Origin of the sequence: Streptomyces sp. x-19 (assembly GCF_046549115.1) — a bacterium.
Lineage (GTDB): Bacteria > Actinomycetota > Actinomycetes > Streptomycetales > Streptomycetaceae > Streptomyces > Streptomyces albulus_C.
On sequence record NZ_JAJPWK010000002.1, the window covers coordinates 598,740 to 622,697 of the forward strand.

Below are 23,958 nucleotides of genomic sequence, written 5' to 3' on the forward strand. Positions count from 1 at the left end.
TCGTCAGCTCGTGGCGGCCAGGCCGGCCTTGATGGCCTTGGCGAACCGCACCACCCGCGCCGCCTGGACGCGGGCGGCGGTGGCGGCGTCGGCGTCGACCGGGGTGTCCGGGCCGCCGACGTGCGAGGTGCCGTAGGGGTTGCCGTCGGTGAACTTCGCCGGGTCGGTGTAGCCCGGGGCGATGAGGATGCCGCCGAAGTGGTGGATCGTGTTGTAGAGCGCCAGGAGGGTGGACTCCTGGCCGCCGTGCTTGGTGGCGGAGGCGGTGAAGCCGCTGTAGACCTTGTCGGCCAGGCGGCCCTGCTGCCAGAGGCCGCCCAGGGTGTCCACGAACTGCTTGAGCTGGGACGTCACGTTGCCGAAGCGGGTGGGGGTGCCGAAGAGCACGGCGTCCGCCCAGAGCACGTCGTCGTGGGTCGCCTCCAGGATGTCGGCGGTGGCCGCGACGTTGGCCGCCCAGGCCGGGTTGGAGTCGATGGCGGACCGCGGTGCCAGTTCGGCGGCCCGGCGCAGCCGGACGTCGGCGCCCGCGTGCTCGGCGGCGTCGGCGATCAGCCGGGCGAGTTCGGCGACGGTGCCGGTCGACGAGTAGTAGATGACGGCGACGTTGACGTCGTGCACGGGCATGGACGCACCTCCTGAAACCCGACAATAGGGGCATGGGGTGTCTGCGGCCTCCAGGGTTCGCCCAGTGGAAGCGCGACCGGGCCGGGCCCTTCGCGGACCCGGCCCGTGGCGGTCAGCTGGTACTGGCCAGCGACAGCTTCGCGGCGAAGCCGAGGAAGGCGGCGCCGGCACCGGCGGAGAGACCGGCCGTCAGCCGCTTGCGACGGCGGAAGGTCGCCGCCAGGAACGTCCCGCTGAAGATCAGCAGCGACAGGTAGGTGAAGCTGAAGAGCTGGGCCCAGGCGCCGAGGGTCACGAACGACAGCACCGGGTGCGCGTAGGAGGGGTCCACGAACTGCACGAAGAAGGAGATGAAGAAGAGGATCGCCTTGGGGTTGAGCAGACTGACCACCAGCGCCCGACGGAACGGCCGCTCGACGGTGGCCTTCGGCGCCTCCGCAGCAGCCGCGGGGGCCTCTCCGGCCGCCTGCCGCGCCGCCTCGTCCCGCAGCGCCCGGCGGGCCCGGCCGTCGCGCCACAGCGACCAGGCGCCGCGCAGCATCCCGACCGCCAGCCACGTCAGATAGCCCGCGCCGACGAACTTCACGATGCCGAACAGCACCGGGCTCGTCGTCAACAGCGAGGCCACCCCGCCCGCCGACAACGTCATCAGCACCGTGTCGCCGCACAGCACGCCCGCCGCGGCCCGGTACGCCACGCGACGGCCGCGCCGGGCGGCCACCGACACGACGTACAGCGAGTTCGGCCCCGGCAGCAGGACGATGAGGGCGAGGCCCACCAGATACGTGGGCAGATCCGTTATTCCGAGCATGTGCGGAGGATCTCACCCGCCGCTCGGCCGCCTCACCGGGCTTTCACCATCCGGACTTGCACCTCACGTGGCGTGAGGAGCCATCGTGACGTGCGTACCGACGACCGACGAGGGAGCGGAAGTGAGCTATTCGGTGGGCCAGGTCGCCGATCTCGCCGGAGTCACGGTGCGCACCTTGCACCACTACGACGAGATCGGGCTGCTGGTGCCCGGCGCCCGCAGCCACGCGGGGCACCGGCGCTACGGCGACGACGACCTGGACCGGCTCCAGCAGATCCTGTTCTACCGGGAGCTGGGCTTTCCGCTCGACGAGGTGGCGGCCCTCCTGGACGACCCGGACGCGGACCCGCAGGAACACCTGCGGCGCCAGCACGCACTCCTGACCACGCGGATCGGGACGCTCCAGAAGATGGCCGCCGCCGTCGAACACGCCATGGAGGCACGCAGGATGAACGTACGGCTCACCCCGGAGGAGAAGTTCGAGGTCTTCGGGGACTTCGACCCCGACCGGCACGCCGAGGAAGCGGCCCGGCGCTGGGGCGGCACCGACGCCCACGAGCAGTCCCGGCGCCGGACGGCCACGTACACCAAGGACGACTGGAAGCGGCTGACGGCGGAGTTCGACACCCTCCACCGCACGATGGCGGAGCTGCTCGCGCAGGGGGTGCCGGCGGATTCCGCGGCGGCGATGGACGTCGCCGAGGAGCACCGGCGGTTCATCGGCCGCGCGTACTACGACTGCACCCACGAGATCCACGCCGGACTCGGCGAGATGTACGTCGCCGACGAACGGTTCACCGCCACCTACGAGGCGATCCGGCCGGGGCTCGCGGCGTACCTGCGGGACGCGATGGTGGCGAACGCGGCGCGCAACGGGTGAGCGGCGGGCCGGGCCGCGCGTGGCCCGCCGAGGCCGGTCAGCCCGCCGGTTCCAGCACCACGGCCGTGCCGTACGCGCAGACCTCGGTGCCGACGTCGGCGGCCTCGGTGACGTCGAAGCGGAACATCAGGACCGCGTTCGCACCGCGTGCGCGGGCCTGCTCCACCAGGCGTTCCATGGCCTGGTTGCGGGTCTGCACGAGGGTCTTGGTCAGGCCGCGCAGCTCACCGCCGATCATCGACTTCAGTCCCGCGCCGATCTGGCTGCCGAGGTGCCGGGAGCGCACGGTGAGGCCGAAGACCTCGCCGATGACCTGTTTCACGTGAAACCCCGGTACGTCGTTGGTCGTCACGACCAGGACGTCGGACTGCGTCTGCTGTCCGCCGCCGTACTCCTCGATGCCCATGGTCCGCACCTCCTGTCCTTTCGGTCAGGATCGCCCGGCCCGGCGGGGGCGGCCAGTGGCCGGGGGCGGTCGGGTGGGAGGGCCGTGGAACCGCTGGGCGCCATAGTCCGTTGATAGCTTTGGGCCGCACACTGCGCCTGCACCTCCGCTTCCGCTCGCCGCACCGCGCGAGCCGGGCGCCCTCGACCCAGGAGCCTTCACCCCGTGAATACTCTCGCGCTCGGCCCCCAGTGGCTGAACTCGGACTACTTGATCACGACATTCGGCCTGATCGGCGTCCTGCTCATCGTCTTCGCGGAGTCCGGGCTGCTGATCGGCTTCTTCCTGCCCGGGGACTCGCTGCTGTTCACCACCGGCCTGATGGTGACGACGAACAAGATCGACACGCCGCTGTGGCTGGTGTGCGTGCTGGTGGTGCTGGCAGCCGTACTGGGTGACCAGGCCGGCTACCTCTTCGGGCGCAAGGTCGGCCCCTCGCTCTTCACCCGACCCGACTCCCGACTGTTCAAGCAGGAGAACGTGGAGAAGGCGCACGCCTTCTTCGAGAAGCACGGCCCGAAGTCGCTGATCCTGGCCCGGTTCGTGCCGATCGTGCGGACCTTCACGCCGATCATCGCCGGCGTGAGCCGGATGCAGTACCGCTCCTTCATCACCTTCAACGTCATCGGCGGGACGCTGTGGGGTGCCGGCGTCACGCTCCTGGGCGCCGCACTGGGCAACGTCGAGTTCGTGCACAAGAACATCGAGGCGATCCTCGTGGGAATCGTGCTGCTCTCGGTGATTCCGGTCGCCATCGAGTTCCTGCGCGCCCGCGCCAAGGCAAAGAAGGAACCGGCCGTCGCAGCGGCGGACACGACGGCCCCGCAGGGGCGGGGGCGCCACGCCAAGCGGTGATGTGGGGCTTCCCACGTGGTCGGCCGGCCCGCCGTGGGGGGTGCCGTTTGCGCCTGGCGGCGCGGGCGTTGTCGGCTGTCCCGCCGTGGGTCGTCTCGCCGTTGCGCCTGCGGCGCGGGGCGGTGTCCGCTGCGCGGGGCTGTTGGGTGCGGTGACGGGCCTGCGGGGGTGGTGTGCAGGACTGCTGCGCTTTACGTCCTGCACACCACCCCCTCCGGCCCGTCCCCTCCCGTTGGGGGTGGGGGAAAAGATGGGTGAGTGGGCCCCAGCCTGAGTGGTCCGCTGCTGGTCAGTCCTCCCCCGATGTGCCGCACGAGCCCTGCCGGGCGTACCCCCATCCACCTTTCTTCCCACCCTCATACGGGAGGGGTCGGGGGGGGGGGGGGGGGGGGGGGGGGGGGGGGGGGGGGGGGGGGGGGGGGGGGGGCCCCCCCCCCCCCCCCCCCCCCCCCCCGCGGCGGTGTGCGCCCGGCGGTCAGCCGCGCCAGGGCAGCTCGGCGGTGACGGCGGTCGGGCCGCCGGCGGGGGAGTCCACGACGAGCAGGCCGTCGACGGAGCCCAGCCGCTCGGCGAGGCCGGCCAGTCCGCCGCCGGACGCGGTGCTCGCGCCGCCCCGGCCGTCGTCCGACACCAGGAGCATCAGCCGTCCCGACGGTCGCCCGGTTCCGTCCGGCTCCGGGAGTCCGTCGTCCCCGTCGTACCAGACGTCCACCGTCGCGCGGTCCGCCCCGCTGTGCTTGGCGACGTTCTGGAGCAGTTCGGAGACGGTGAAGTAGGCGATGCCCTCGATGGCGGGGGCCGGGCGGCGCGTCAGGTCCACGTGGACCGTGACCGGCACCGGGCAGCGGCCGGCCAGTGCGGACAGGGCCGGGCCGAGCCCGCGGTCGGTGAGGATCGCCGGGTGGATGCCGCGGGCCAGGTCCCGCAGTTCCTGGAGGGCGATCTTCACCTCGCCGTGCGCCTCGTCCACCATCCGCGCCGCCGCCTGGGGGTCAGCGGCCAGTTTCTCCTTGGCCAGTCCGAGGTCCATCGCCAGTGCCACCAGGCGGGCCTGGGCGCCGTCGTGCAGGTCCCGTTCGATCCGCCGCAGGTCGGCGGCGGCGGTGTCGACCACCACCCCGCGGTCCGACTCCAGCTCGATGACCCGGTTGGCCAGCGGCGACGGCCCCAGCAGCCCGCGCACCAGCAGTCGGTCGACCTGCGTCAGTCCGCGGAACGCCCACGGCCCGGCCAGCACGATCAGCAGTCCGCACGCCCCGCTCGCCAACGCCGCCACCGTCGGGCTCACGTACAGGACGGTGCCCCCGTCCCCCCACAGTTGGATGCCGGGCAGCCCGGTGTACGAGGGCACGAGCCAGTACCAGAGCGGGAAGGTCAGCAGCGACCAGCCCACCGTCCAGAACGTCAGCGCGAAGACGAACGTGAAAAGTGCCCAGGGGAACAGCACGAACGCGTAGAGCAGGTGCCGCCAGGACGCGCCGCTCTTGAGCACCGCCGCGATCCACGCCATCGGGCCCGGCTTCGCGGGGCGCAGCGGCTCCGGGGCGGGCACGTCCAGCCGCAGCAGCGCCGCGGCCCGGACCCGCTCCAGGGCGCCCAGTCCGCGCGCCCCGAGCAGCCCGCCGGCCAGCACCGGGACGCCCAGGAACGTGATCAGCAGCCCGGCGCTCAGCCCGACCAGGGTCACCGCGTAGGTGAACGCCACGCAGGCCACCGGGAGGCTCAGGCAGAGGTGGAGGAACTCCCGCCAGGTGCGACCGGAGAACGGGGCGCGCAGGCCCGCGGGCACCCGGTGGCCGCCGGGCCGCGGGGGGTGGGCGCGGTGCGCGGAGTACGCGGTGTCCATGTCTCGAAGTCCGTCCGTTCTGCCGTGGTGTCGGGCGCCGGGGCGGCACCGTGCGGGGTGCGGTCCGGCGGTGGTTCCGGTGGGCCCCGCCGGCACTCCGGGCGGGTTCCGGCCGGCCCCTGCCGGCTCCGTCCAGGGTCGCCGCCCGCCGCCGCCCGGACCATGACGCTGCTCGCCCTCTTCGGCCGGGGGTTTTCCCCACCCCGGCGGCGGGCGGCGGGCGGTTCAGCGCCCGCCGGCGCCCCGGCCCCGCCCGGTCCGCGGCCCGGTGCCGGCCTCCGGCCGTGGCCGCCACGGCACCTCCGCCGTGACCCGGGTCGGCCCGCCCGTCGGAGAGTCCAGCGCGAACAGCCCGTCCACGGCGCCCAGTCGGTCCGCCAGCCCGGCCATTCCGCTGCCGCCGTCGAGCCGTGCGCCGCCCTTCCCGTCGTCCTGCACCTGGAGCAGCAGCCGGTCCCGGGAGCGCCACACCTCCACCGACGCCCCCCGTGCTGCACTGTGCTTGGCGACGTTCTGGAGCAGTTCGGAGACGGTGAAGTAGACGATGCCCTCGATGGCCGGCGCGGGCCGCTCGGTGAGGTCCACGGAGGTGGTGACGGGCACCGTGCAGCGGCCGGCCAGCGACGCCAGCGCCGGCCCCAGCCCGCGGTCGGTGAGGATCGCCGGGTGGATGCCGCGCGCCAGGTCCCGTAGTTCCTGGAGGGCCAGCTTCACCTCGCCGTGCGCCTCGTCCACCATCGCCGCCACGGTCTCGTCGGCCTGCCCCTCCAGCAGCTTCTCCTTGGCCAGGCCCAGGCCCATGGCGAGCGCCACCAGGCGGGCCTGCGCGCCGTCGTGCAGGTCCCGTTCGATCCGCCGCAGGTCGGCGGCGGCGGTGTCGGTGACCGCCGTCCGGTCCGACTCCAGCTCGGCGATCCGCCGCTCCAACTCGTCGGAGGGCGAGAGCAGTCCGCGCACCATCGCCCGGTCCACGGTGGACAGCCAGCGCGCCAACCACGGCAGCACCGGCCAGCCCACGAACAGCGCGGTGAGGACCACCGAGAAGGTGAAGACGCCCCACGGCAGCCGGATGACCGCGAAAAGCGCGTGCCGCCAGGCCACCGGGTCCTTCAGACGCGCCCAGAGCCAGCCGAAGAAGCCGTGCTCGCGCAGCCGCAGCGGGCTGGGTTCGGTGACGGACATCCCGAGCCAGGCGCGGGCCCGGGCCCGTTCCAGCTTCCCGTAGAGCCGACAGGCCGTCAGTCCCGCGGCCAGCAGCGGCAGTCCGACGACCGTGACGGACAGGCCGATCCCCAGCGTCAGCCACACCACCAGCACCACGAACGCCGTGAGGCTGAGCGGGAGGTTGACCAGCAGGTGGCCGATCTCCCGCCAGGTCCACGCGTCGAGCGGCGGCCGCGGGGGCGGGAGCGACACCCCGTCGGTGGCGTCGGCGTCGGCAGCGAGCTGGGAACTTTCCGTCATGTGCCCCAGCTTGCCGGGCTCCGTGCCGCTCTGCCATGGGGTGCGTCGGGTGGTGGGCGGGGGGTTTGCCCCACCCTTCGCGGGGCGGCCCGGATTGGCGCGCCACGCTGTGGACAGGGTGCGCCGCCCGGCCCGTATGGTGTTGCGGTGCAGAACGGCCGCGTGGACATGACGAGTGCGACGACGGGTGCGGACGCGGGCCCCGGACAACGCGCCGACCACGGCCGGACCCCGACCCCGGCGGGACCCGCCGCGGCGCCGTCCGGCCCGACCGATCCCCAGGACACCGGTGGCCGGTGCTGGGACGACCGCAGCCGCGACCGGACCGCGGTGGCCGCCGGCGGGCTGCTCGCCGCGGCCTTCGGGATCTGCGCCGCCACCTGGTACGGCACCGCCGCCACCCTCTGGTTGGGAGTCGTGGCCGTCGTGGCCGCCGCCGGGGGCACCGCGCTCACCGCGGTGCCCAGGCAACGGGCCGCCGGTACCGCCCTGCTGCTCTGCGGCACCGTCCTCGGCGTGCTGGCCGCCTGGCAGGCGACCCCCGGCGGGGCCGCCCGGCTGGCCGCCACCGGACTCGCCGCCGCGGTCGCGCTGGCCCTGCTCGGCCTCCGCACCGACCTGGGGCGCGGCGGGCTCACCGGCGCGGCCGCGGTCGCGCTGGCGGTGGCCTGCTGGGAACTGCTGCTGGCCCTGACCGACCCGGTCCGCACCGGCGTCGTGCTCGGCTTCCTCTCCCTCCTGGCCCTGGGGGCGTTGCCCCGGCTGGCGCTGCGCGCGGCCGGGCTGACCGGGTTGGACGACCGGCACGCCGGCGGCACCCCGGTCAGCCGCCACCGGGTGGCCGCCGCGCTCGCCGCCACCCACCGCGGGTTGGCCCCGGCCACCGTGGCGCTGGCGGCCTCGGCCGGCGCGGCCGGGGTCCTCGCGGCGGGCGAGACCGGGACCTGGACGGTGCTCACCGCCGTGTTGCTCGCCCTCGTGCTGTTCTCCCGGGCCCGCGCCTACCCGTTGGCCGCCGAGGTGGTCGCCCTGCTCGCCGCCGGAACGGCCGTCTGCGTGCGGCTGGTGGTGCTCTGTGCGACGGACGGCGGGGCCCCCGGGCCGGCGCTGGCCGTGCTGGGACTCCTGGCCGCCGTCCCGGTGGTGTCGCGCGCGGTCCGGCTGCCGGAGCCGCTGCGGAACCGGCTGCGACGCTGGCTGGACCTCGTGGAGGCGGTGAGCATGGTGGCGCTGATCCCCGTCGGCCTCGGCGCGTTCGGGCTGTACGGGCTGCTGCTGGGCGGTTCCTGACGGGGGAGGACGGAAGCTTCGCAAGCTTCGGGGACGAGGGGGCGACGGGTGCATCCTGTGAAGACCCGGCCCGGCCGGAACGTTCCGGCCGGGCCGGGGAGTTCGGAACGCAGGGGCCCGCGGGGCGGCGATGACGGGGCGGGGGTGAGGACCGGGTGACGACGGAGGGCGTGGTGGATGCGGTGGGTGCGGACGGTGCGAGCGGTCCGGCGGGTGCGGGGGGCGCTGTGGGCGCGGTGAACCCCGGCCCGGTGGCAGGAGCTGCCGGTGGTGCCGGTGCCGTGGGCGCTGCCGGTCCGGCCGGTACCGGTGGACCGGGCGGTGCGGCGTCGGCCGGTGGTGCGCCGGGCGCCCTGCCCGCCGCGGTGCCGATGCCGACGGCCGCGCCGGCTCCCGGCCCGGCCCCGGCCCCGACCCGCCCGCTGCCCGTCGTCGCCGAGCCGTCCCCGTTCGACCCGGCACCGGCACCGGTACCGGTACCTTCGCCGGCACCGGCGCCGACAGCGGTCGCCGCACCGTCGCAGGCCGCTGCGCCCATGGCCGGGCCCGCGCCGGCAGTTGCACCGGCAGCCGCACGCACCGCACCCGCCGCTCCCTACACGCCCGCCGCTCCCCACACACCCGTCATGCCCGTCACGCCCGCCGCTCCGCCCCCGGCCGCCCCGCTGTCGCCGACCGCCATCGTGCCGGGCCCCGTACCGCCCGCCGGCCCGGTCCCCGCCGCCACCGGCCCCGTGCCCCCGTCGGTCGCCCCCGCCGGCCCCGCACCCACCGCCGCGTCGGCGCCCGCCCCCGGGCACTACGGGCGCGCCGGGCTGCCCGCGCGGACGCCGCTCTCCGTGCCGCTGCTGCCGCCGGAGTTGGCCGACGGGCAGCCCCGGCCGCGTCGCGGCGATCCGCTGGCGCGGCGCGCGGGCCGGGCCCTGCGCCGGGTCTTCGCGTCCTCGCCCGCCGCCGAGACCGCGGCCGTCACCCAGGCCGCGGCCGCCATCCAGCAGCCGGTCAGCAGCGGCCGGCAGATCGCGGTGTCGAGCATCCGCGGCGGTGCGGGCAAGTCCACCGTCGCCGCCCTGCTCGCGCTGACCTTCGCGCACTACCGCCCCGACCCGGTCCTCGCCGTGGAGGCCGACCCGGCGCTGGGCACGCTCCCGCACCGGCTCGGCGCCCGCGAGGTCCGCTGGTCGAGCGGCGACCTCGCGCAGATCCTCGACCCGTCGATGCTGATCACCGACCTGACCGGCTACCTCCTCCCGTTCGCCGGCGGCGGCTGGCTGCTGCCCGGCAGTCAGGGCGCCATCGGCACCCGCCTGGACCTCGACACCTACCGGGTGGTGATGACCACGCTGCGCCGGCACTTCGCCGCGACGGTCGTGGACTGCGAGACGCTGCCCGCCGAAGTGGCCCGCACCGCGCTGGTGACGACCCAGGCCCGGGTCCTGGTCACCCCGGCGACGCCGGAGGGCGTGGCCGCCACCCGTTCCGTACTGGACTGGGTCGGCACCCTGCACCGCGGGCTGCTGCCGACCACGGTCGTGGTGCTCACCCACTCCTCGCCGGACAGCGGCGTCGACGTCCGCAGGGCCGCCGCGCACCTGGGCGCCGGCGGCGCGGCGGTGCTGCCGCTGCCCTACGACCGTCACCTGGCGGCGGGCGGTGCCATCCGCGGCGAGCTGTTGGGGGCCCGGACGCGGGAGGCGGCGGCCCGGATCGCGGCCGAGGTGATGGATCGCGCGGTCTCCCGGGACGGGTCCCGGCGCCGGCCGCCGCACCAGGAGCCGCCGCAGCCGACCGCCCAGGGGGCGCCGCCCCGCGGGGACCACCCCGCCCCGGTGCCCCACCCCCACGCGGCGCCGGCCCCCCAGGGCTACCCCCAGTCGCCGGTCCGTCCCCCGAGCGCCCCGCCCCTGACGCCTCCTCCCCAGCCCCAGGCGCACCCGCAGCACCTCGCGCCGCTTCCGCCGACCGATCCCCGGAGCCCGTACGGCGGCGGCACCCCGCGCTGAGGAGACCGCGCTCCGGGCCCCTCCCGGCCCGCCCCGATCCGTCGCCGTCCCGCCAGTCGGACGGATGCCGTCCGACCTGTGAGACGCCTCGTGAGACGACCGGACCCGCCGTCTACGCTTCCGGCCACCCAGTTAGGGCGAAGTGGGGACAACCCCACCGACCGTGATCATGTGGCTTCTCAAGGCGGCCGAGGCAGGGCCTAGACTCCCGTCTGTACAGATCGTGTAAAAGTCGTTTCAAGAAGCGCAGTCAGGGAGCGAGGGGCGGACGTGCCGGACGCGACCGTACGCACCACCGTCGCCGCGGACTATTTCCAGGGCTATTCGGCCGTCGGGATCATCGCCGTGGTCGGAGTGCTGTTCGTCGCCGTGGCCTTCGGGGCCGGGCGACTGCTGCGACCCGTCGTGCCCACGCCCGAGAAACTGCTGACGTACGAGTGCGGCGTGGATCCGGTCGGCGAGGGCTGGGCGCACACCCAGGTCCGCTACTACGTCTACGCCTTCCTCTACGTCGTCTTCGCCGTCGACTCGATCTTCCTGTTCCCCTGGGCCACGGTCTTCGCCGCTCCTGGATTCGGCGGAGTGACGCTGGTGGAGATGTTCGTCTTCCTCGGCTTCCTCGCCATCGGCCTGCTCTACGCGTACAAGAAGGGCGTCCTGGAATGGACGTGACCCCTGCCCCCGCCGCCCCCGAGTTCCTCCCGGAGCCGCGGCGCCTCGGCACGCTGGCCCGGCTCGCGCCCGAACCCATGAAGGTGGTCCTGAACTGGGGCCGCCGCTACAGCCTGTGGGTCTTCAACTTCGGCCTGGCCTGCTGTGCCATCGAGTTCATCGCGGCGTCCATGGCCCGGCACGACTTCATCCGGCTCGGCGTGATCCCGTTCGCGCCCGGCCCGCGCCAGGCCGACCTGATGGTCGTCTCCGGCACCGTCACCGACAAGATGGCGCCCGCGATCAAGCGGCTCTACGAGCAGATGCCCGAGCCGAAGTACGTCATCTCCTTCGGCGCCTGCTCCAACTGCGGCGGCCCGTACTGGGACTCGTACGCGGTCACCAAGGGCGTCGACCAGATCATCCCGGTGGACGTCTACGTCCCCGGCTGTCCGCCCCGCCCGGAGGCGCTGCTCCAGGGCATCCTCAAGCTCCAGGAGAAGATCGCCCGCGAGTCGCTCGGCGAGCGCTACGGGCGCTCCGCCCGGCCGTCCGCCGCGGCGCTGCGCAGCGGTCTGGTGACCCCGCCGGCCGCCCCCGGGCCGGCCGCGCCCACCGCCGCGGGGGAGGACCCCCGATGACCGAGCAGCCCGAGCAGCCGGAACAGTCAGCAGTCCCGTCCGAGGAGCCGGCCGGGGAGGGCGCCGCGGCCGTCGAGGCGCCCGTCGGCTGGCTGCCGCGTCCGACCGGCGAGATCTTCGGCCCCGGCGCCACCGCGGAGCTGGCGTACGACCTGCTGACCGTCGACGTCCCGGCCGCCGCCTGGCTCACCGCGCTGACCGTCGCCCGCGACGACCTCGGCTGCACCTACTTCGACTGGTTGAGCGCCGTCGACGAGCCCGGCACCGGCTTCCGGATCTGCGCCCACCTCGTCGACGTGGCCCGCCGCGGCACCGTCCGCCGGCTGGTCGTGCGGACCACCGTGCCGCACGACGCGCCCGCGCTGCCCACCGCCGTGGGCGTGTTCGCGGGTGCCGGTTGGCACGAGCGGGAGACCCACGAGATGTTCGGCGTGGACTTCACCGGCCACCCGCACCTGGTGCCGCTGCTGCTGCCGGACGCCTTCGAAGGCCATCCGCTGCGCAAGGACTTCGTGCTGGCGGCCCGGGTCGCGAAGGCGTGGCCCGGCGCCAAGGAGCCGGGGGAGTCCGAGCACGGCGGGCCCAAGCGGCGGCAGATGCTGCCCCCGGGGGTGCCCGACCCCAACGAATGGGGCCCGCTCAAGGGGCAGTTGCCGCCCGCCCCGGCGCGGCCGGCCCGCGGCGCACGGGCGGCGGGTGCCGCCGGCGAGCGCCCGGCCCGGCGGACCCGCACCGCGAGCAGCGGATCGGCGAGCCAGCAGGCCCCGGCCACCGAGGCCCCGGCCACCGAGGCCCCGGCCACCGAGACGCCGGCCGGCACCCCGGTCGAGCGTCCTGCCCGGGCCGCCCGCCCGGACCGGCCCGCCCGCCGCACCCGCTCGGCGGGCGACGGTTCGGCCAGCCAGCAGGCGGCCGCCACCGAGGCCCCCACGCCCGAGACCACCGCGCCCGGGGACGCGTCCGAGGCCGCAGAGCCCAAGACTGCAGAGCCCAAGGCTGCAGAGCCCAAGGCTGCAGAGCCCAAGGACGCGGCACCCAAGGACACCGCGCCCGGAGGCACCGCTGACGCCGGGACCTCGCCCGCCGCAGCCGCCCCGCGCTCCTCCGACGCGCCCTGGCACCACGCCCGCCCGGCCTTCGACGCACCCGACACCGCGCCCGGGCCGGAACTGGCCGGGGAACCGCAGTCGGAGCCCGAGCGCGCGCCGGAGCCCGAGCCGGAGCCGGAAGCGCCCCGGAAGCCGGCCCCGGCACCGGAGCCCGCCCCGCAGCAGTCCGACGAACGACCCGAAGGAGGCGACACCCCGTGAGCGACACCCTCGCCCTGGTGCTGCGCCTGCTCGCCGTCTTCGTCGTCTTCCTGGTGTTCCCACTGGTCATCGGCCAGACCGAGCACAAGGTGATGGCCCACATGCAGGGCCGGCTCGGCCCCATGTACGCGGGTGGCTTCCACGGCTGGGCGCAGCTGGTCGCCGACGGCGTGAAGTTCGCGCAGAAGGAGGACGTGGTCCCGAACGGCGCCGACCGGCGGATCTTCCAGCTCGCGCCCGCGGTCGCGCTGCTGCCGTACCTCCTGGTCATGGTCGCCATCCCGGTCGGACCGCACAACGCCGTCGGGCAGGCCCTCGACGCCGGTGTCTTCTTCGTGCTCGCGGTGATGGGCGTCGGTGTGCTCGGCTCCCTGATGGCGGGCTGGGCCTCGGCCAACAAGTTCTCCCTGCTCGGCGGTCTGCGGACGGCCGCGCAACTGCTCGCCTACGAACTGCCGATGCTGCTGGCCGCCGCGTCCGTCGCGATGGCCGCCGGCACCCTGTCGCTGCCCGGCATCCTCGACGCCTTCCACTGGTGGTGGCTGCCGTGGCAGCTCATCGGCGGCGTGGTGTTCTTCACCGCCGGGCTCGCCGAGCTCCAACGGCCCCCGTTCGACATGCCGGTCGCCGACTCGGAGATCATCTTCGGCGCGTACACGGAGTACACCGGACTGCGCTTCGCGCTCTTCCTGCTCGCCGAGTACGCCGGCATCGTCGTGCTCAGCGCCCTGACCGCGGTCCTCTTCCTGGGCGGCTGGCACGGCCCGTTCGGCGCCGACGGCCTGGGCTGGCTGTGGACGCTGGTGAAGACCGTGGCGCTCTGCTTCGTCGTCATCTGGCTGCGGGTCACCTACCCGCGGCTGCGCGAGGACCAGTTGCAGAAGCTCGCCTGGACGGTCCTGATTCCGCTCGCGCTCGCCCAGATCGCCCTCACCGGCGTCATCAAGGTGGTGATCTCCTAAATGTCCCTCCCGTCGCCCGACCACCACCCCTCGACGGCGCCTTCCAAGCGATCCCGCTCGTTTCCCGGTTCCGGTCTGGCCAAGGGCCTGGCCGTCACGCTCCGCACCATGACGCGGAAGTCCGTCACCGCGCAGTACCCGGACGTCCAACCCGACCTGCCGCCGCGCACCCGCGGCGTCATCGGGCTGTTCGAGGAGAACTGCACGGTCTGCATGCTGTGCGCCCGCGAGTGCCCCGACTGGTGCATCTACATCGACTCCCACAAGGAGACGGTGCCGCCGGCCGCCCCCGGGGGCCGCGAACGCAGCCGCAACGTGCTGGACCGCTTCGCCATCGACTTCGCGCTGTGCATGTACTGCGGGATCTGCATCGAGGTCTGCCCGTTCGACGCGCTCTTCTGGTCGCCGGAGTTCGAGTACGCCGAGACCGACATCCGCGACCTGACCCACGAACGCGACAAACTGCGCGAGTGGATGTGGACGGTGCCCGAACCGCCCGCGCTGGACCCGGCGGCCGAAGAGCCCAAGGAGATCGCCGCCGCCCAGAAGGCCGCGGACAAGCTCGCCGCCCAACAGGCCGCCGCGCCGCCGCCCGCCGACAACGCCACCGACACCACCGGGGAGGGAACGTGACGCTCGCCGCCGCAAGCCACGGCTTCCTGTCGCCCACCGGCGTCGAGATCGCCTTCGTCCTCGTCGGCATCGCCACGCTCGGCGCGGCGCTGCAGACCGTCACCTCCCGGCAACTGGTGCACGCGGCCCTGTGGCTGGTGGTCGCCCTCGGCGGGGTCGCCGTGGAGTACCTCCTGCTCACCGCCGAGTTCATCGCCTGGGTGCAGGTGCTGATCTACGTCGGATCGGTGGTCGTGCTGCTGCTCTTCGGGCTGATGCTCACCAAGGCGCCCATCGGCCCGTCCCCGGACGCCGATTCGGGCAACCGCTGGGCCGCGCTCACGGTGGCCGGGGCCTCGGCCGCGGCCCTGGTCTGGGTCGTCGTCGACGCCTTCCGCGCCACCTGGATCGACCTCGACCAGACCGTGCAGGGCTCCGCCGAGGTCTCCGGGCGCAGCCTGTTCCGCTTCTGGGTGCTGCCCTTCGAGGCGCTCTCCGTCCTGCTGCTCGCCGCGCTGGTCGGCGCGATCGTGCTGTCCCGCCGCGGCGGCGACGCCAAGGGCGCCGCCGAGACCTCGGCCCCCGCCGCGGGGGAGGAACGGCACTGATGCATCTGGCGTACCCGGCGGTCCTCGCCGTCCTGCTCTTCTGCACCGGCCTGTACGGCGTGCTCGCGCGCCGCAACGCGATCCTGGTACTGATGTCCGTCGAGCTGATGCTCAACGCCGTCAACCTCAACCTCGTCGCCTTCGACGTCTGGCTGCGCGACGCCCTGCACGGCGGCCAGGCGCTCACCCTCTTCACCATCGCCGTCGCCGCCGCCGAGATCGGCATCGGGCTGGCGATCGTGCTGCTGGTCTACCGCAACCGCGGCAGTTCCGACATCGACCGGCTCCGCGACCTCGCCGAGCGGCCGGCCGGGCCGGACGGCGCCGCCGGGTCGCGCGAGGCGCAGCCGGACACCGGGGCGGAGGCCACCGCGTGACGCTCACGACCACCGCCGTACTCGTTCCCCTCCTGCCGTTCCTCGGGGCCGTCGCCGGCCTCCTCACGGGGCGCCGCTCGCCCGGCTTCGTCCGACCGCTGGCGGTGCTGCCGACGCTCGCCGCCGCGGTGCTGACCGTCGCCGTCGCCGTCGGCCAGGGCGGCGGCCCGGCCACCGACGTCGCCACCCGGCTCACCCCGACCGGCTCGCTCCCCATCGACCTGGCGCTGCACGTCGACGGCTTCGCCGCACTGATCGCCGTCCTCGTCGGCGTGGTCGCGACCTGCGTGCAGGTCTACTCCACGGCGTACCTGCGCGACGATCCGCGCTACCCCTCCTACGCCGCGCTGGTCTCGCTCTTCACCTCCGCGATGCTGCTGGTCGTCTACACCGGCGACCTGATGGTGCTGCTGGTCGGCTGGGAGGTCATGGGCATCTGCTCGTACTTCCTGGTCGGCCACTACTGGGAGACCGAGGCCGCCCGCGCCGCCTCGCTCAAGGCGTTCCTCGTCACCAAGCTCGGCGACGTGCCGTTCCTCTTCGGCATCTTCGCGCTGGCCGCCGACACCGGGACCTTCCGGATCACCGGCATCCTCGGCCACGTCGCCCGCGACGGCCTGCACCACCCGACGCTGATCGCGCTGTTGCTGCTGGCCGGCGTCGCGGGCAAGTCGGCGCAGTTCCCGCTGCACACCTGGCTCCCGGACGCGATGGCCGGCCCGACGCCGGTCTCCGCGCTCATCCACGCCGCGACGATGGTCGCCGCCGGCGTCTACGTCGTCGCCCGGCTCCTGCCGGTCTTCGCCGCCTCCGCCGCGGCGCTGGTCGTGCTCGCCGTGCTGGCCGCGGTGACCATGGTCGGTTCCGCGCTGGCCGCGCTCGCCCAGGACGACATCAAGCGCGTACTGGCCTATTCGACCGTCGGGCAACTCGGCTACATGACCGGGGCGCTGGCCGTCGGCGACCGCGGCGCCGCCGTCTTCCACCTGCTGTCGCACGGCGCGTTCAAGGCCCTGCTCTTCCTCGGCGCGGGCGTGGTCATCCACGCCGCGGGCACCAACTCGCTCGCCGCGATGTCCCGGATGGGCGGCCTGGCCCGCCGGATCCCGGACGCCGCCTGGACGCTGGCCGTCGCCCTGCTCGCGCTGGCCGCCATCCCGCCGTTCGCCGGCTTCTTCTCCAAGGAGGCCGTCCTGGGTGCCGCCGAGCACGCCGCCACCGGCCACGCGGCCGGCATCCCCGGCGCCGCCGGCTGGACCGTGCTGATCTCCGGCCTGGTCACCGCCCTCCTCACCGCCGCCTACGCCACCCGGCTGTGGCTGCTGGTCTTCCGCGGCAGCGGCCCGGAGGTCCCCGACCACGGCCGCCAGCCGCTGCCCATGACCGCCATGCTGTGGGTGCTCTTCGTGCCCACCGTCGGCTTCGGGCTGACCGCCCCCTTCCTGCCCGCCTGGTTCGACGGGCGCCCGCTCGTCCCGACCGCCACCACCTCCGTGCTGGGCACCGGCGTCGCCCTCGTCGGCGGCCTGATCACCTACGCCGCCTGGCGCCACACCAGTTCCCTCGCCGCCCGTGCCCCGCTCGGCGCGGTCGCCGTGGCGGAGGACGCCACCCCCGCCCTCGCCGAGGAACTGGCCATCGTCACCCACCCCCCGGCCTACGGCGACGCAGCCGGCGCCCCGGACCCGGCCGACCCCGGCCGGCTCCTCCTCGGCCCGCTGCACCGCCACGCCGCCGCCGGCTTCCACCTCGACGCCGTCTACTCCGCGCTGTTCGTCCGGCCGGTCCGCGCCGCCGCGGAACTGGTCCGCTTCCTGGACCGCGCCGTCGTCGACACCTACGTCAGCGGCGCGGGCGCCGCCCCCCGCTGGCTGGGCGCCGCCGTCCGCCGGGCCCAGACCGGGAACGTCCAGACCTACCTCGGCGCGCTGCTGGCCGGCGCGCTGGTCCTGGGCATCGCCGCCGTCCTGTTCGCCACGGGCACGGGAGCCTGACCGTGCCGCCATCCCCCGGGGCCCGCCCCCCGCACCCCCAGCCGACCGTCCCCGTGGCCGGCCCCGCCGGAGCCGAAACCCTGAGGAGGGCCTGACCCGTGAACCACACCGCCCTGCAGATCCTCCTCGCGGGCTCCGTCGTCCTCCCCCTCGTCGGCGCGCTCGCCGCGCTGCTGCCGGCCCCGCCCGGCCTGAAGGGGAAGAACCCGGACCAGGCCGTGCTGCGCCACGGTGTGACCGTCACCGGCGTGGTGTTCGCCGCGACCCTCGCACTGGCCGTCGGCTTCGACCACGGCCACCCGGCGCGCATGCAGGCCACCACCGACGTCAGCTGGATCCCGGCGCTCGGCATCCGCATCCACCTCGGCGTCGACGGCATCTCGCTGCCCCTCGTCGTCCTGACCGCGCTGCTGACCTTCCTCTGCGCCGTCTACAGCTACTTCAAGATGCCGACGGGCCCGTCCCCGAAGGCATTCGTGGCGCTGCTCCTCGTCCTGGAATCCGGCACCCTGGCGACCTTCGCCGTGCTGGACCTGATGCTCTTCTTCCTCGCCTTCGAGATGGTCCTCATCCCGATGTACTTCCTCATCGCCCGCTGGGGCGGCGCCGGACGGCAGGCGGCGGCCTGGAAGTTCATCCTCTACACGCTGCTCGGCTCCGTCGTCATGCTGCTCGGCCTCCTCCTCATCGGGCTCAAGTCCGGCACCTTCGACATGGTCGCACTGGCCACTGACAACGGGCCGAAGGCCCAGCTCAGCCACACCGTCCAGCTCGTCGCGGTGCTCGCCGTCGGCATCGGACTGGCCGTCAAGTCGCCGATGTGGCCGCTGCACAGCTGGCTGCCGGACGCGCACACCGCCGCCCCCACCGTCGGCTCGGTGCTGCTGGCCGGCGTCCTGCTGAAGATGGGCACCTACGGCTTCGTGCGGATCGCGCTGCCGATCACGCCCGACGGCCTGCACGCCGTCGCGCCGTACCTCGCCGCGCTGGCCGCCGTCGGCATCGTCTACGGCTCGCTGGCCTGCCTCGCGCTGGTCCGCACCGGCGCCAAGGGAGACCTCAAGCGGCTGATCGCCTACAGCTCCGTCGGCCACATGGGCTTCGTCCTGCTCGGCATCGCCAGCATGACCCCCACCGGCGTCAACGGCGCGCTGTTCGCCAACATCGCGCACGGCCTGATCACCGGCCTGCTCTTCTTCCTCGTCGGCGGCCTCAAGGACCGCCTGGGCAGCACCGACCTGGACACCCTGGCGGGTACCACCGGCGCCGCCCTCTACGGCCGCGCGCCGCGCTTCGGCGGCCTGCTCGCCTTCGGCGCCGTGGCTTCCCTGGGCCTGCCCGGACTGGCCGGCTTCTGGGGCGAGATGCTGGCGATGTTCGGCGCGTTCCACCCGGCCGCCGGCCTCAGCCGCCCCGCGTTCCTGACGTTCATGGCACTGGCCGGCCTCGGCACCCTGCTGACCGCCGCCTACCTGCTGCTGGTCGTCCGCCGGATCTGCATGGGCGGCACCCTCAAGGCCCCGACCTCCCCGACGGACGCCGGCGGGCCGGCCACCGCCCCCGCCCTCCCCGACCTCGCGGGCTACGAATACGCGGCCTGGAGCCCCCTGGTCGTCCTCACCGTCCTCGCCGGACTGTGGCCCGCGGCCCTCCTCGGCCTCACGAACCCGGCCGTCCAGCAGCTCCTCGGAGGCGGTAAGTGATGAGTCAGGTCACCTCGTTGGTCCAGTCCGTCGACTGGGTCGCCATCGCCCCGCCCACCCTCACCGCGGCCGTCGCCCTGGTGGTGCTGGTCGCCGACCTCTTCCTCCCGGCCGCCCGCAAGCCCCTGTTGGGCTGGCTGGCCACCGCCGGCCTGGCCGCCTCCGCGCTCCTGCTGCTGCCCCTCGTGGACGGCCACCGCCGTACCTTCTGCCTGACCGGCACCCCGGAGGCGTGCAGCTACGTCGCCGACCGCTTCACACTGATCGTCCAGTTCCTGGTGCTGGCCGGGGCGCTCCTGACGGCCCTGCTGTCCATCGACGCCGTCAAGGACCACGACCTGCCCGCGGGCGAGTACTGGTTCCTGCTGCTGTCCTCCGCGGCCGGCGCCGCCCTGTTGCCCGCCTCCCGGGACCTGGCCACCCTGGTCATCGCCCTGGAGGTCGCCTCGCTGCCGGCCTTCGCCCTGGTCGGGCTGCGCCGCGGCGACCGGCTCTCCTCCGAGGCGGCGCTGAAGTTCTTCCTCTCCTCGGTCGCCGCCACCGCCGTGATGCTGCTCGGTGTGAGCTTCGTCTACGCGGCCACCGGGAGCCTGCACCTCTCCCGGGTGGCGCACGCCCTGGCCGCCCTCCCGGACCCCCGCCTGGCCACCCTGGCCAGCGCCGGCGTCGCGCTCACCCTCGTCGGCTTCGCCTTCAAGACCGCCGCCGCCCCCTTCCACTTCTGGGTGCCGGACACCTACGTCGGCGCGCCGCTGCCGATCGCCGCGTACCTCTCCGTGGTCGGCAAGGCCGTCGGCTTCTCCGGCCTGATCCTGGTCACCGTCCAGGGTTTCCCCGCGTACGCGGATGTCTGGGGCCCGGCGCTGGCCGTGCTCGCCGCGCTCACCATGACCGTCGGCAACGTCGCCGCGCTCCGCCAGGACCCGGCCCGCACCCACAGCGCGATCCGCCTGCTCGCCTGGTCCTCCGTCGGCCAGGCCGGCTACCTGCTGGTCCCGATCGCCGCCGCCGGCTACGCCCACGACCCCGCGCACGCCGTCGGCGCCACCGTCGCCTACGCCCTGATGTACGCCGCGGTGAACCTCGGAGCCTTCGCCGTCGCCGCCCTGGTGGCCCGCACCAGCCCCGCCAACCGTCTGGTCGACTACCGGGGCCTGTACCACCGCCGCCCCCTGGTGGCGCTCGCCCTCGGCTTCTTCCTGCTGTGCCTGGCGGGCCTGCCGCCGGGCATCATCGGCCTGTTCGCCAAGGTGACGGTCTTCTCGGCCGCGGTCGACGCCGGACTGGGCTGGCTCGCCGTCGTCATGGCCGTGAACGTGGTCATCGCGCTCTACTACTACCTCCAGTGGACCGCGCTGCTCTTCCGCCCGGCCCAGGCACCGGCCGAAGAGCCCGCAGGCCCGTCCCGCGCCCCGATCCCGGCGGCCCTGACCACCGCCCTGGCCCTGGCCGCCGTGCTGGGCGTCGCCCTCTCCGGCGCCCCCCAGCTCGTCCTCCGCTTCGCCGTCGGCGCCCTCCTCTAGGACCGCCGCACCCCACGACCCCCGGCCCCTTGGCCGTGGGGTCGTGGGGGCGCCCACCCCTACCCCGCATGCCGCACCCCACCCGGCCGCCACCAGCCACGGCCCGGGGAACCACCCCTACTCATCTCGCGTTGACCAGTGAGTAAGGGTCCACTGGAGAGTGGAGAAACGAAGCAAAGGGTTCCCCTGCCGCACCACTTGGAGGGCGTACCGTGCACCGCCGGCACAACGGGCTCAGGACCGCCGTACTCCTCGGGGGACTGTCCGCACTCATCATCGTCATCGGCAGCTTCTTCGGCCGTACGGGACTGGTCCTCGCGGTCCTGGTAGCCGTGGGCACCAACGCCTACGCGTACTGGAACAGCGACAAACTCGCCCTGCGCGCGATGCGGGCCCGCCCGGTCAGCGAGTTCGAGGCGCCCCGGCTCTACCGCATGGTCAGGGAGCTCTCGACCGCGGCCCGCCAGCCCATGCCGCGCCTGTACATCTCCCCGACCCAGGCGCCCAACGCCTTCGCCACCGGCCGCAACCCCCGCAACGCCGCGGTCTGCTGCACCGACGGCATCCTCCAGATCCTCGACGAGCGCGAGCTGCGCGGCGTCATCGGCCACGAGCTCAGCCACGTCTACAACCGCGACATCCTCATCTCCTCCGTCGCGGGCGCACTGGCCTCGGTCGTGATGTTCCTGGTCAACTTCGCCTGGCTGATCCCGGTCGGCCGCTCCGACGACGACGAGGGCCCCGGCCTCCTCGGCACGCTCCTGATCATGCTCCTCGGCCCGATCGCCGCCTCACTGATCCAGCTTGCCGTCAGCCGCTCCCGTGAGTACCAGGCCGATGCCTCCGGCGCCCAGCTCACCGGCGATCCGCTCGCCCTGGCCTCCGCCCTGCGCAAACTGGAACGGGGCACCCAGCAGCTCCCGCTGCCGCCCGAGCCCCGCCTGGAGACCGCCAGCCACATGATGATCGCCAACCCGTTCCGCCCCGGCGAGGGCCTCTCCCGGCTCTTCTCCACCCACCCGCCGATGCCCGAACGCATCGCCCGACTGGAGCGCATGGCCGGCCACCACCGCCCCTGAAACCGACCGGTCACCCGAAGGACGCAACGTTTCCCGGCACCGGTCGCGTCTAGGACGGCGGAACCACTGCCCGTCCCGCCCTTGGAAGGCCGATCATGAAGTTCATCCTCAACATCCTCTGGCTGGTCCTCTGCGGCTTCTGGATGGCGCTCGGCTACGTTCTCGCGGGCGTGATCTGCTGCATCCTGATCGTCACGATCCCCTTCGGGATCGCCAGCTTCCGCATCGCCGGCTACGCCCTGTGGCCGTTCGGCCGGACGACCGTGGAGCGCCGCGACGCCGGCGCCGGCTCGGTGATCGGCAACATCGTCTGGATCGTCTTCGCCGGCTGGTGGCTGGCGCTCGGCCACGTCATCACCGGCATCGCCCTGTGCGTGACGATCATCGGGATCCCGTTCGGCATCGCCAACTTCAAGATGATCCCGATCTCCCTGGTCCCCCTGGGCCGCGAGATCGTCCCCACCGACCAGCCGTTCGCCACCCGATGAACGCCGCTGGGGCGGCGCGCTCCCGTGCCGCGCCGCCCCAGCGACTCACCGCGTGCCGCTGCCCGCCCCGTTCGGGGCCGCTCAGCGGTAGTTGACTCAGCGGTAGTTCACGAACTGGATCGCGAAGTCCAGGTCCTTGCCGCGCAGCAGCTGCTGAACGGTCTGCAGGTCGTCCCGGCTCTTGGAGCTGACCCGCAGTTCGTCGCCCTGCACCTGCGCCTTGACGCCCTTCGGGCCCTCATCGCGGATGATCTTGGCGACCTTCTTCGCGTTCTCCTGCGAGATCCCCTCCTGCGTGGAGGCGGAGATCCGGTACTCCTTGCCCGACGCCTGCGGGTCGCCGGTCTCCAGCGCCTTGAGCGAGATCCCGCGCTTGACCAGCTTGGACTGGAAGATGTCCAGGACGGCCTTCACCCGCTCCTCGGCGTTGGCCCGCATCTCGATCTTCTCGCCCGACCACTGGATCGACGCGTCCACGCCCTTGAAGTCGTAACGCTGCGAGATCTCCTTGGCGGCCTGGTTGAGCGCGTTGTCGACCTCCTGCCGCTCGACCTTCGAGACGATGTCGAAACTGGAGTCGGCCATGGTGGGTTGGCTCCTCGTACGTAGATCCATCAGGGATGCGGCCCTTCCCGGACCGCCCGCCAAGCCTAGCCACCCGACCAAGATCCAGCGCTCCGGAAGCGAGTGGCAAAGCACCCCCTGTCATCGGGTATGGTTTACGTCGTTGCCACGGAGCGCCGCCCCACAGCGGAACTCCGGACGACACAACCCGGCGGTGTGCCCGAGCGGCCAAAGGGAGCAGACTGTAAATCTGCCGGCTTCGCCTTCCCAGGTTCGAATCCTGGCGCCGCCACAGCCAAGAAAGAGCCCCCGGATCGTAGAAATGCGATCCGGGGGCTCTTTCGTGTTGCCGCCTTTCGTGTGGTGTCGCGCTCCGGTTCCGCGCCGGGTGAATTTCCGCGGCGCGGCCCTTCGGCGCGCCGCGCCCGCCTCCTGGCGGCACGGGCGCCAGCGGCCGCACAGACGCCCGACGCCCACCGCAGAGTCGCTGGGGGCGTCACGGGGCGGCAGACGCGCCCTCAGGGCCTCTCAGGGCGCGTTCCGCCGCCGACACCCCTCAGTGCGACGCCACGTTCCGCACCGCGTCCACCACCGGCACGTCCCCGCCGATCAGCTCCAACGTCCGTCCGGCCGTCCCGGGCTCGTCCAACAGCGCCGCCAGCACGGCCGCCACGTCGTCCCGCGACACCGCCCCGCGCCCGGTCGCGTCGGCCAACGTCACCTGACCGGCACCGGGGTCGTCGGTGAGCCGACCGGGCCGCAGGATCGTCCAGTCCAGCCTGGCGCGGGCCCGAACGTCGGCGTCCGCGGCGCCCTTCGCCCGCAGGTAGGCCGCGAAGACCGGATCGGTGCCCTCCGGCGGCTCCTGGTCCGCACCCATCGACGACACGACCACGAACCGCCGCACGCCCGCCGCCTCGGCCGCGTCCGCGAACAGCGTCGCCGCGCCGCGGTCCACGCTGTCCTTGCGCGCGGCGCCGCTGCCCGGCCCGGCGCCCGCGGCGAAGACGGCCGCGTCCGCACCCTCCAGGTGCCGGGCGACGTCGCCCACCGACGCCGACTCCAGGTCGCACACCACTGGTTCGGCACCCGCGGCCAGCAGATCGCCGGCCTGTTCCGGCCGCCGGACGATCCCGGCGACCTCGTCCCCGCGCGCGTGCAGCAACCGCTCCAGCCGCAGCGCGATCTGACCATGTCCACCTGCGATGACAATGCGCATGCTGCC

At 73.9% G+C, this 23,958-nt stretch carries 23 protein-coding genes and 1 tRNA gene; 17 read left to right on the plus strand and 7 right to left on the minus strand.

Translation table 11 applies throughout. From position 1 onward, the window contains the following. Positions 1 to 3: 3 nt before the first annotated feature. Together wrbA and leuE are read right to left on the minus strand one after the other, a co-directional pair. Complete coding sequence (gene wrbA, locus ACLJT4_RS07225) at positions 4 to 627, minus strand: NAD(P)H:quinone oxidoreductase (RefSeq protein ID WP_411121494.1); 624 nt, start codon at positions 625 to 627, stop codon at positions 4 to 6. 112 nt (positions 628 to 739) lie between these two features. Continuing rightward, positions 740 to 1,438, minus strand: a complete 699-nt coding sequence (gene leuE, locus ACLJT4_RS07230; RefSeq protein ID WP_411121495.1) for a leucine efflux protein LeuE — start codon at positions 1,436 to 1,438, stop codon at positions 740 to 742. Positions 1,439 to 1,559: 121 nt separating this feature from the next. On the opposite strand from leuE, the gene ACLJT4_RS07235 reads away from it, so the two are divergent. Then, complete coding sequence (locus ACLJT4_RS07235) at positions 1,560 to 2,318, plus strand: MerR family transcriptional regulator (protein WP_411121496.1); 759 nt, start codon at positions 1,560 to 1,562, stop codon at positions 2,316 to 2,318. Between the two features lie 37 nt (positions 2,319 to 2,355). Here the strand turns inward: ACLJT4_RS07235 and ACLJT4_RS07240 are convergent, their stop codons facing one another. Further along, positions 2,356 to 2,724 (minus strand): YbjQ family protein, encoded by a 369-nt coding sequence (locus ACLJT4_RS07240; RefSeq protein ID WP_016578170.1) that lies wholly within the window; start codon positions 2,722 to 2,724, stop codon positions 2,356 to 2,358. Between the two features lie 204 nt (positions 2,725 to 2,928). On the opposite strand from ACLJT4_RS07240, the gene ACLJT4_RS07245 reads away from it, so the two are divergent. Continuing rightward, a complete protein-coding gene (locus tag ACLJT4_RS07245; RefSeq protein ID WP_411121497.1) occupies positions 2,929 to 3,618 on the plus strand; it encodes a DedA family protein in 690 nt (229 codons plus the stop codon). Positions 3,619 to 4,093: 475 nt separating this feature from the next. Here ACLJT4_RS07245 and ACLJT4_RS07250 read toward each other — a convergent pair whose 3' ends face one another. Together ACLJT4_RS07250 and ACLJT4_RS07255 are read right to left on the minus strand one after the other, a co-directional pair. Further along, positions 4,094 to 5,464, minus strand: a complete 1,371-nt coding sequence (locus ACLJT4_RS07250; RefSeq protein ID WP_411121498.1) for a sensor histidine kinase — start codon at positions 5,462 to 5,464, stop codon at positions 4,094 to 4,096. A gap of 225 nt (positions 5,465 to 5,689) precedes the next feature. Next, complete coding sequence (locus ACLJT4_RS07255; RefSeq protein ID WP_411121499.1) at positions 5,690 to 6,928, minus strand: sensor histidine kinase; 1,239 nt, start codon at positions 6,926 to 6,928, stop codon at positions 5,690 to 5,692. A 147-nt stretch (positions 6,929 to 7,075) separates the two neighbouring features. On the opposite strand from ACLJT4_RS07255, the gene ACLJT4_RS07260 reads away from it, so the two are divergent. The 14 genes from ACLJT4_RS07260 to ACLJT4_RS07325 all read left to right on the plus strand — a co-directional run bounded on the left by ACLJT4_RS07260 (position 7,076) and on the right by ACLJT4_RS07325 (position 22,169). Beyond that, positions 7,076 to 8,218, plus strand: coding sequence for a secretion protein snm4 (locus ACLJT4_RS07260; RefSeq protein ID WP_411121500.1), 1,143 nt, complete (start codon positions 7,076 to 7,078; stop codon positions 8,216 to 8,218). Between the two features lie 626 nt (positions 8,219 to 8,844). Beyond that, positions 8,845 to 10,221, plus strand: a complete 1,377-nt coding sequence (locus ACLJT4_RS07265) for a hypothetical protein (RefSeq protein WP_411121501.1) — start codon at positions 8,845 to 8,847, stop codon at positions 10,219 to 10,221. A 270-nt stretch (positions 10,222 to 10,491) separates the two neighbouring features. Then, positions 10,492 to 10,893, plus strand: coding sequence for an NADH-quinone oxidoreductase subunit A (locus ACLJT4_RS07270; protein ID WP_016573332.1), 402 nt, complete (start codon positions 10,492 to 10,494; stop codon positions 10,891 to 10,893). Beyond that, positions 10,884 to 11,513: an NADH-quinone oxidoreductase subunit B gene (locus ACLJT4_RS07275; RefSeq protein WP_411121502.1), complete on the plus strand. Its 630-nt coding sequence runs from the start codon at positions 10,884 to 10,886 to the stop codon at positions 11,511 to 11,513. Before ACLJT4_RS07270 ends, ACLJT4_RS07275 begins: the two co-directional genes overlap by 10 nt. Then, positions 11,510 to 12,823 (plus strand): NADH-quinone oxidoreductase subunit C, encoded by a 1,314-nt coding sequence (locus tag ACLJT4_RS07280; RefSeq protein WP_411121503.1) that lies wholly within the window; start codon positions 11,510 to 11,512, stop codon positions 12,821 to 12,823. The genes ACLJT4_RS07275 and ACLJT4_RS07280 overlap by 4 nt, the downstream gene beginning before the upstream one ends. Beyond that, entirely contained in the window at positions 12,820 to 13,785 is a 966-nt protein-coding gene (locus tag ACLJT4_RS07285; RefSeq protein ID WP_411121504.1) for a complex I subunit 1/NuoH family protein, read from the plus strand. Before ACLJT4_RS07280 ends, ACLJT4_RS07285 begins: the two co-directional genes overlap by 4 nt. Next, positions 13,786 to 14,418, plus strand: a complete 633-nt coding sequence (locus ACLJT4_RS07290) for a NuoI/complex I 23 kDa subunit family protein (protein ID WP_411121505.1) — start codon at positions 13,786 to 13,788, stop codon at positions 14,416 to 14,418. After that, a complete protein-coding gene (locus ACLJT4_RS07295; protein WP_411121506.1) occupies positions 14,415 to 15,005 on the plus strand; it encodes an NADH-quinone oxidoreductase subunit J in 591 nt (196 codons plus the stop codon). Before ACLJT4_RS07290 ends, ACLJT4_RS07295 begins: the two co-directional genes overlap by 4 nt. After that, positions 15,005 to 15,382, plus strand: a complete 378-nt coding sequence (gene nuoK, locus ACLJT4_RS07300) for an NADH-quinone oxidoreductase subunit NuoK (RefSeq protein ID WP_233657568.1) — start codon at positions 15,005 to 15,007, stop codon at positions 15,380 to 15,382. The genes ACLJT4_RS07295 and nuoK overlap by 1 nt, the downstream gene beginning before the upstream one ends. Beyond that, positions 15,379 to 17,376: an NADH-quinone oxidoreductase subunit L gene (locus ACLJT4_RS07305; RefSeq protein WP_411121507.1), complete on the plus strand. Its 1,998-nt coding sequence runs from the start codon at positions 15,379 to 15,381 to the stop codon at positions 17,374 to 17,376. Before nuoK ends, ACLJT4_RS07305 begins: the two co-directional genes overlap by 4 nt. 113 nt (positions 17,377 to 17,489) lie before the next feature. Beyond that, complete coding sequence (locus ACLJT4_RS07310; protein ID WP_411121698.1) at positions 17,490 to 19,079, plus strand: complex I subunit 4 family protein; 1,590 nt, start codon at positions 17,490 to 17,492, stop codon at positions 19,077 to 19,079. Then, entirely contained in the window at positions 19,079 to 20,602 is a 1,524-nt protein-coding gene (locus ACLJT4_RS07315) for an NADH-quinone oxidoreductase subunit N (RefSeq protein ID WP_411121508.1), read from the plus strand. Before ACLJT4_RS07310 ends, ACLJT4_RS07315 begins: the two co-directional genes overlap by 1 nt. A gap of 212 nt (positions 20,603 to 20,814) precedes the next feature. Next, positions 20,815 to 21,681 (plus strand): zinc metalloprotease HtpX, encoded by an 867-nt coding sequence (htpX, locus tag ACLJT4_RS07320; protein WP_411121509.1) that lies wholly within the window; start codon positions 20,815 to 20,817, stop codon positions 21,679 to 21,681. A 95-nt stretch (positions 21,682 to 21,776) separates the two neighbouring features. Continuing rightward, complete coding sequence (locus ACLJT4_RS07325) at positions 21,777 to 22,169, plus strand: YccF domain-containing protein (protein WP_016578598.1); 393 nt, start codon at positions 21,777 to 21,779, stop codon at positions 22,167 to 22,169. 96 nt (positions 22,170 to 22,265) lie between these two features. Here the strand turns inward: ACLJT4_RS07325 and ACLJT4_RS07330 are convergent, their stop codons facing one another. Beyond that, on the minus strand, positions 22,266 to 22,754 hold the full coding sequence (locus tag ACLJT4_RS07330) for a YajQ family cyclic di-GMP-binding protein (RefSeq protein WP_233657572.1): 489 nt from the start codon (positions 22,752 to 22,754) through the stop codon (positions 22,266 to 22,268). Between the two features lie 189 nt (positions 22,755 to 22,943). Here ACLJT4_RS07330 and ACLJT4_RS07335 point away from each other — a divergent pair. Then, positions 22,944 to 23,025: transfer RNA gene (locus ACLJT4_RS07335), tRNA-Tyr, on the plus strand. Between the two features lie 264 nt (positions 23,026 to 23,289). On the opposite strand, the gene ACLJT4_RS07340 is transcribed toward ACLJT4_RS07335, so the two are convergent. Further along, on the minus strand, positions 23,290 to 23,952 hold the full coding sequence (locus tag ACLJT4_RS07340) for an NAD(P)H-binding protein (protein WP_411121510.1): 663 nt from the start codon (positions 23,950 to 23,952) through the stop codon (positions 23,290 to 23,292). Between the last annotated feature and the right edge of the window lie 6 nt (positions 23,953 to 23,958).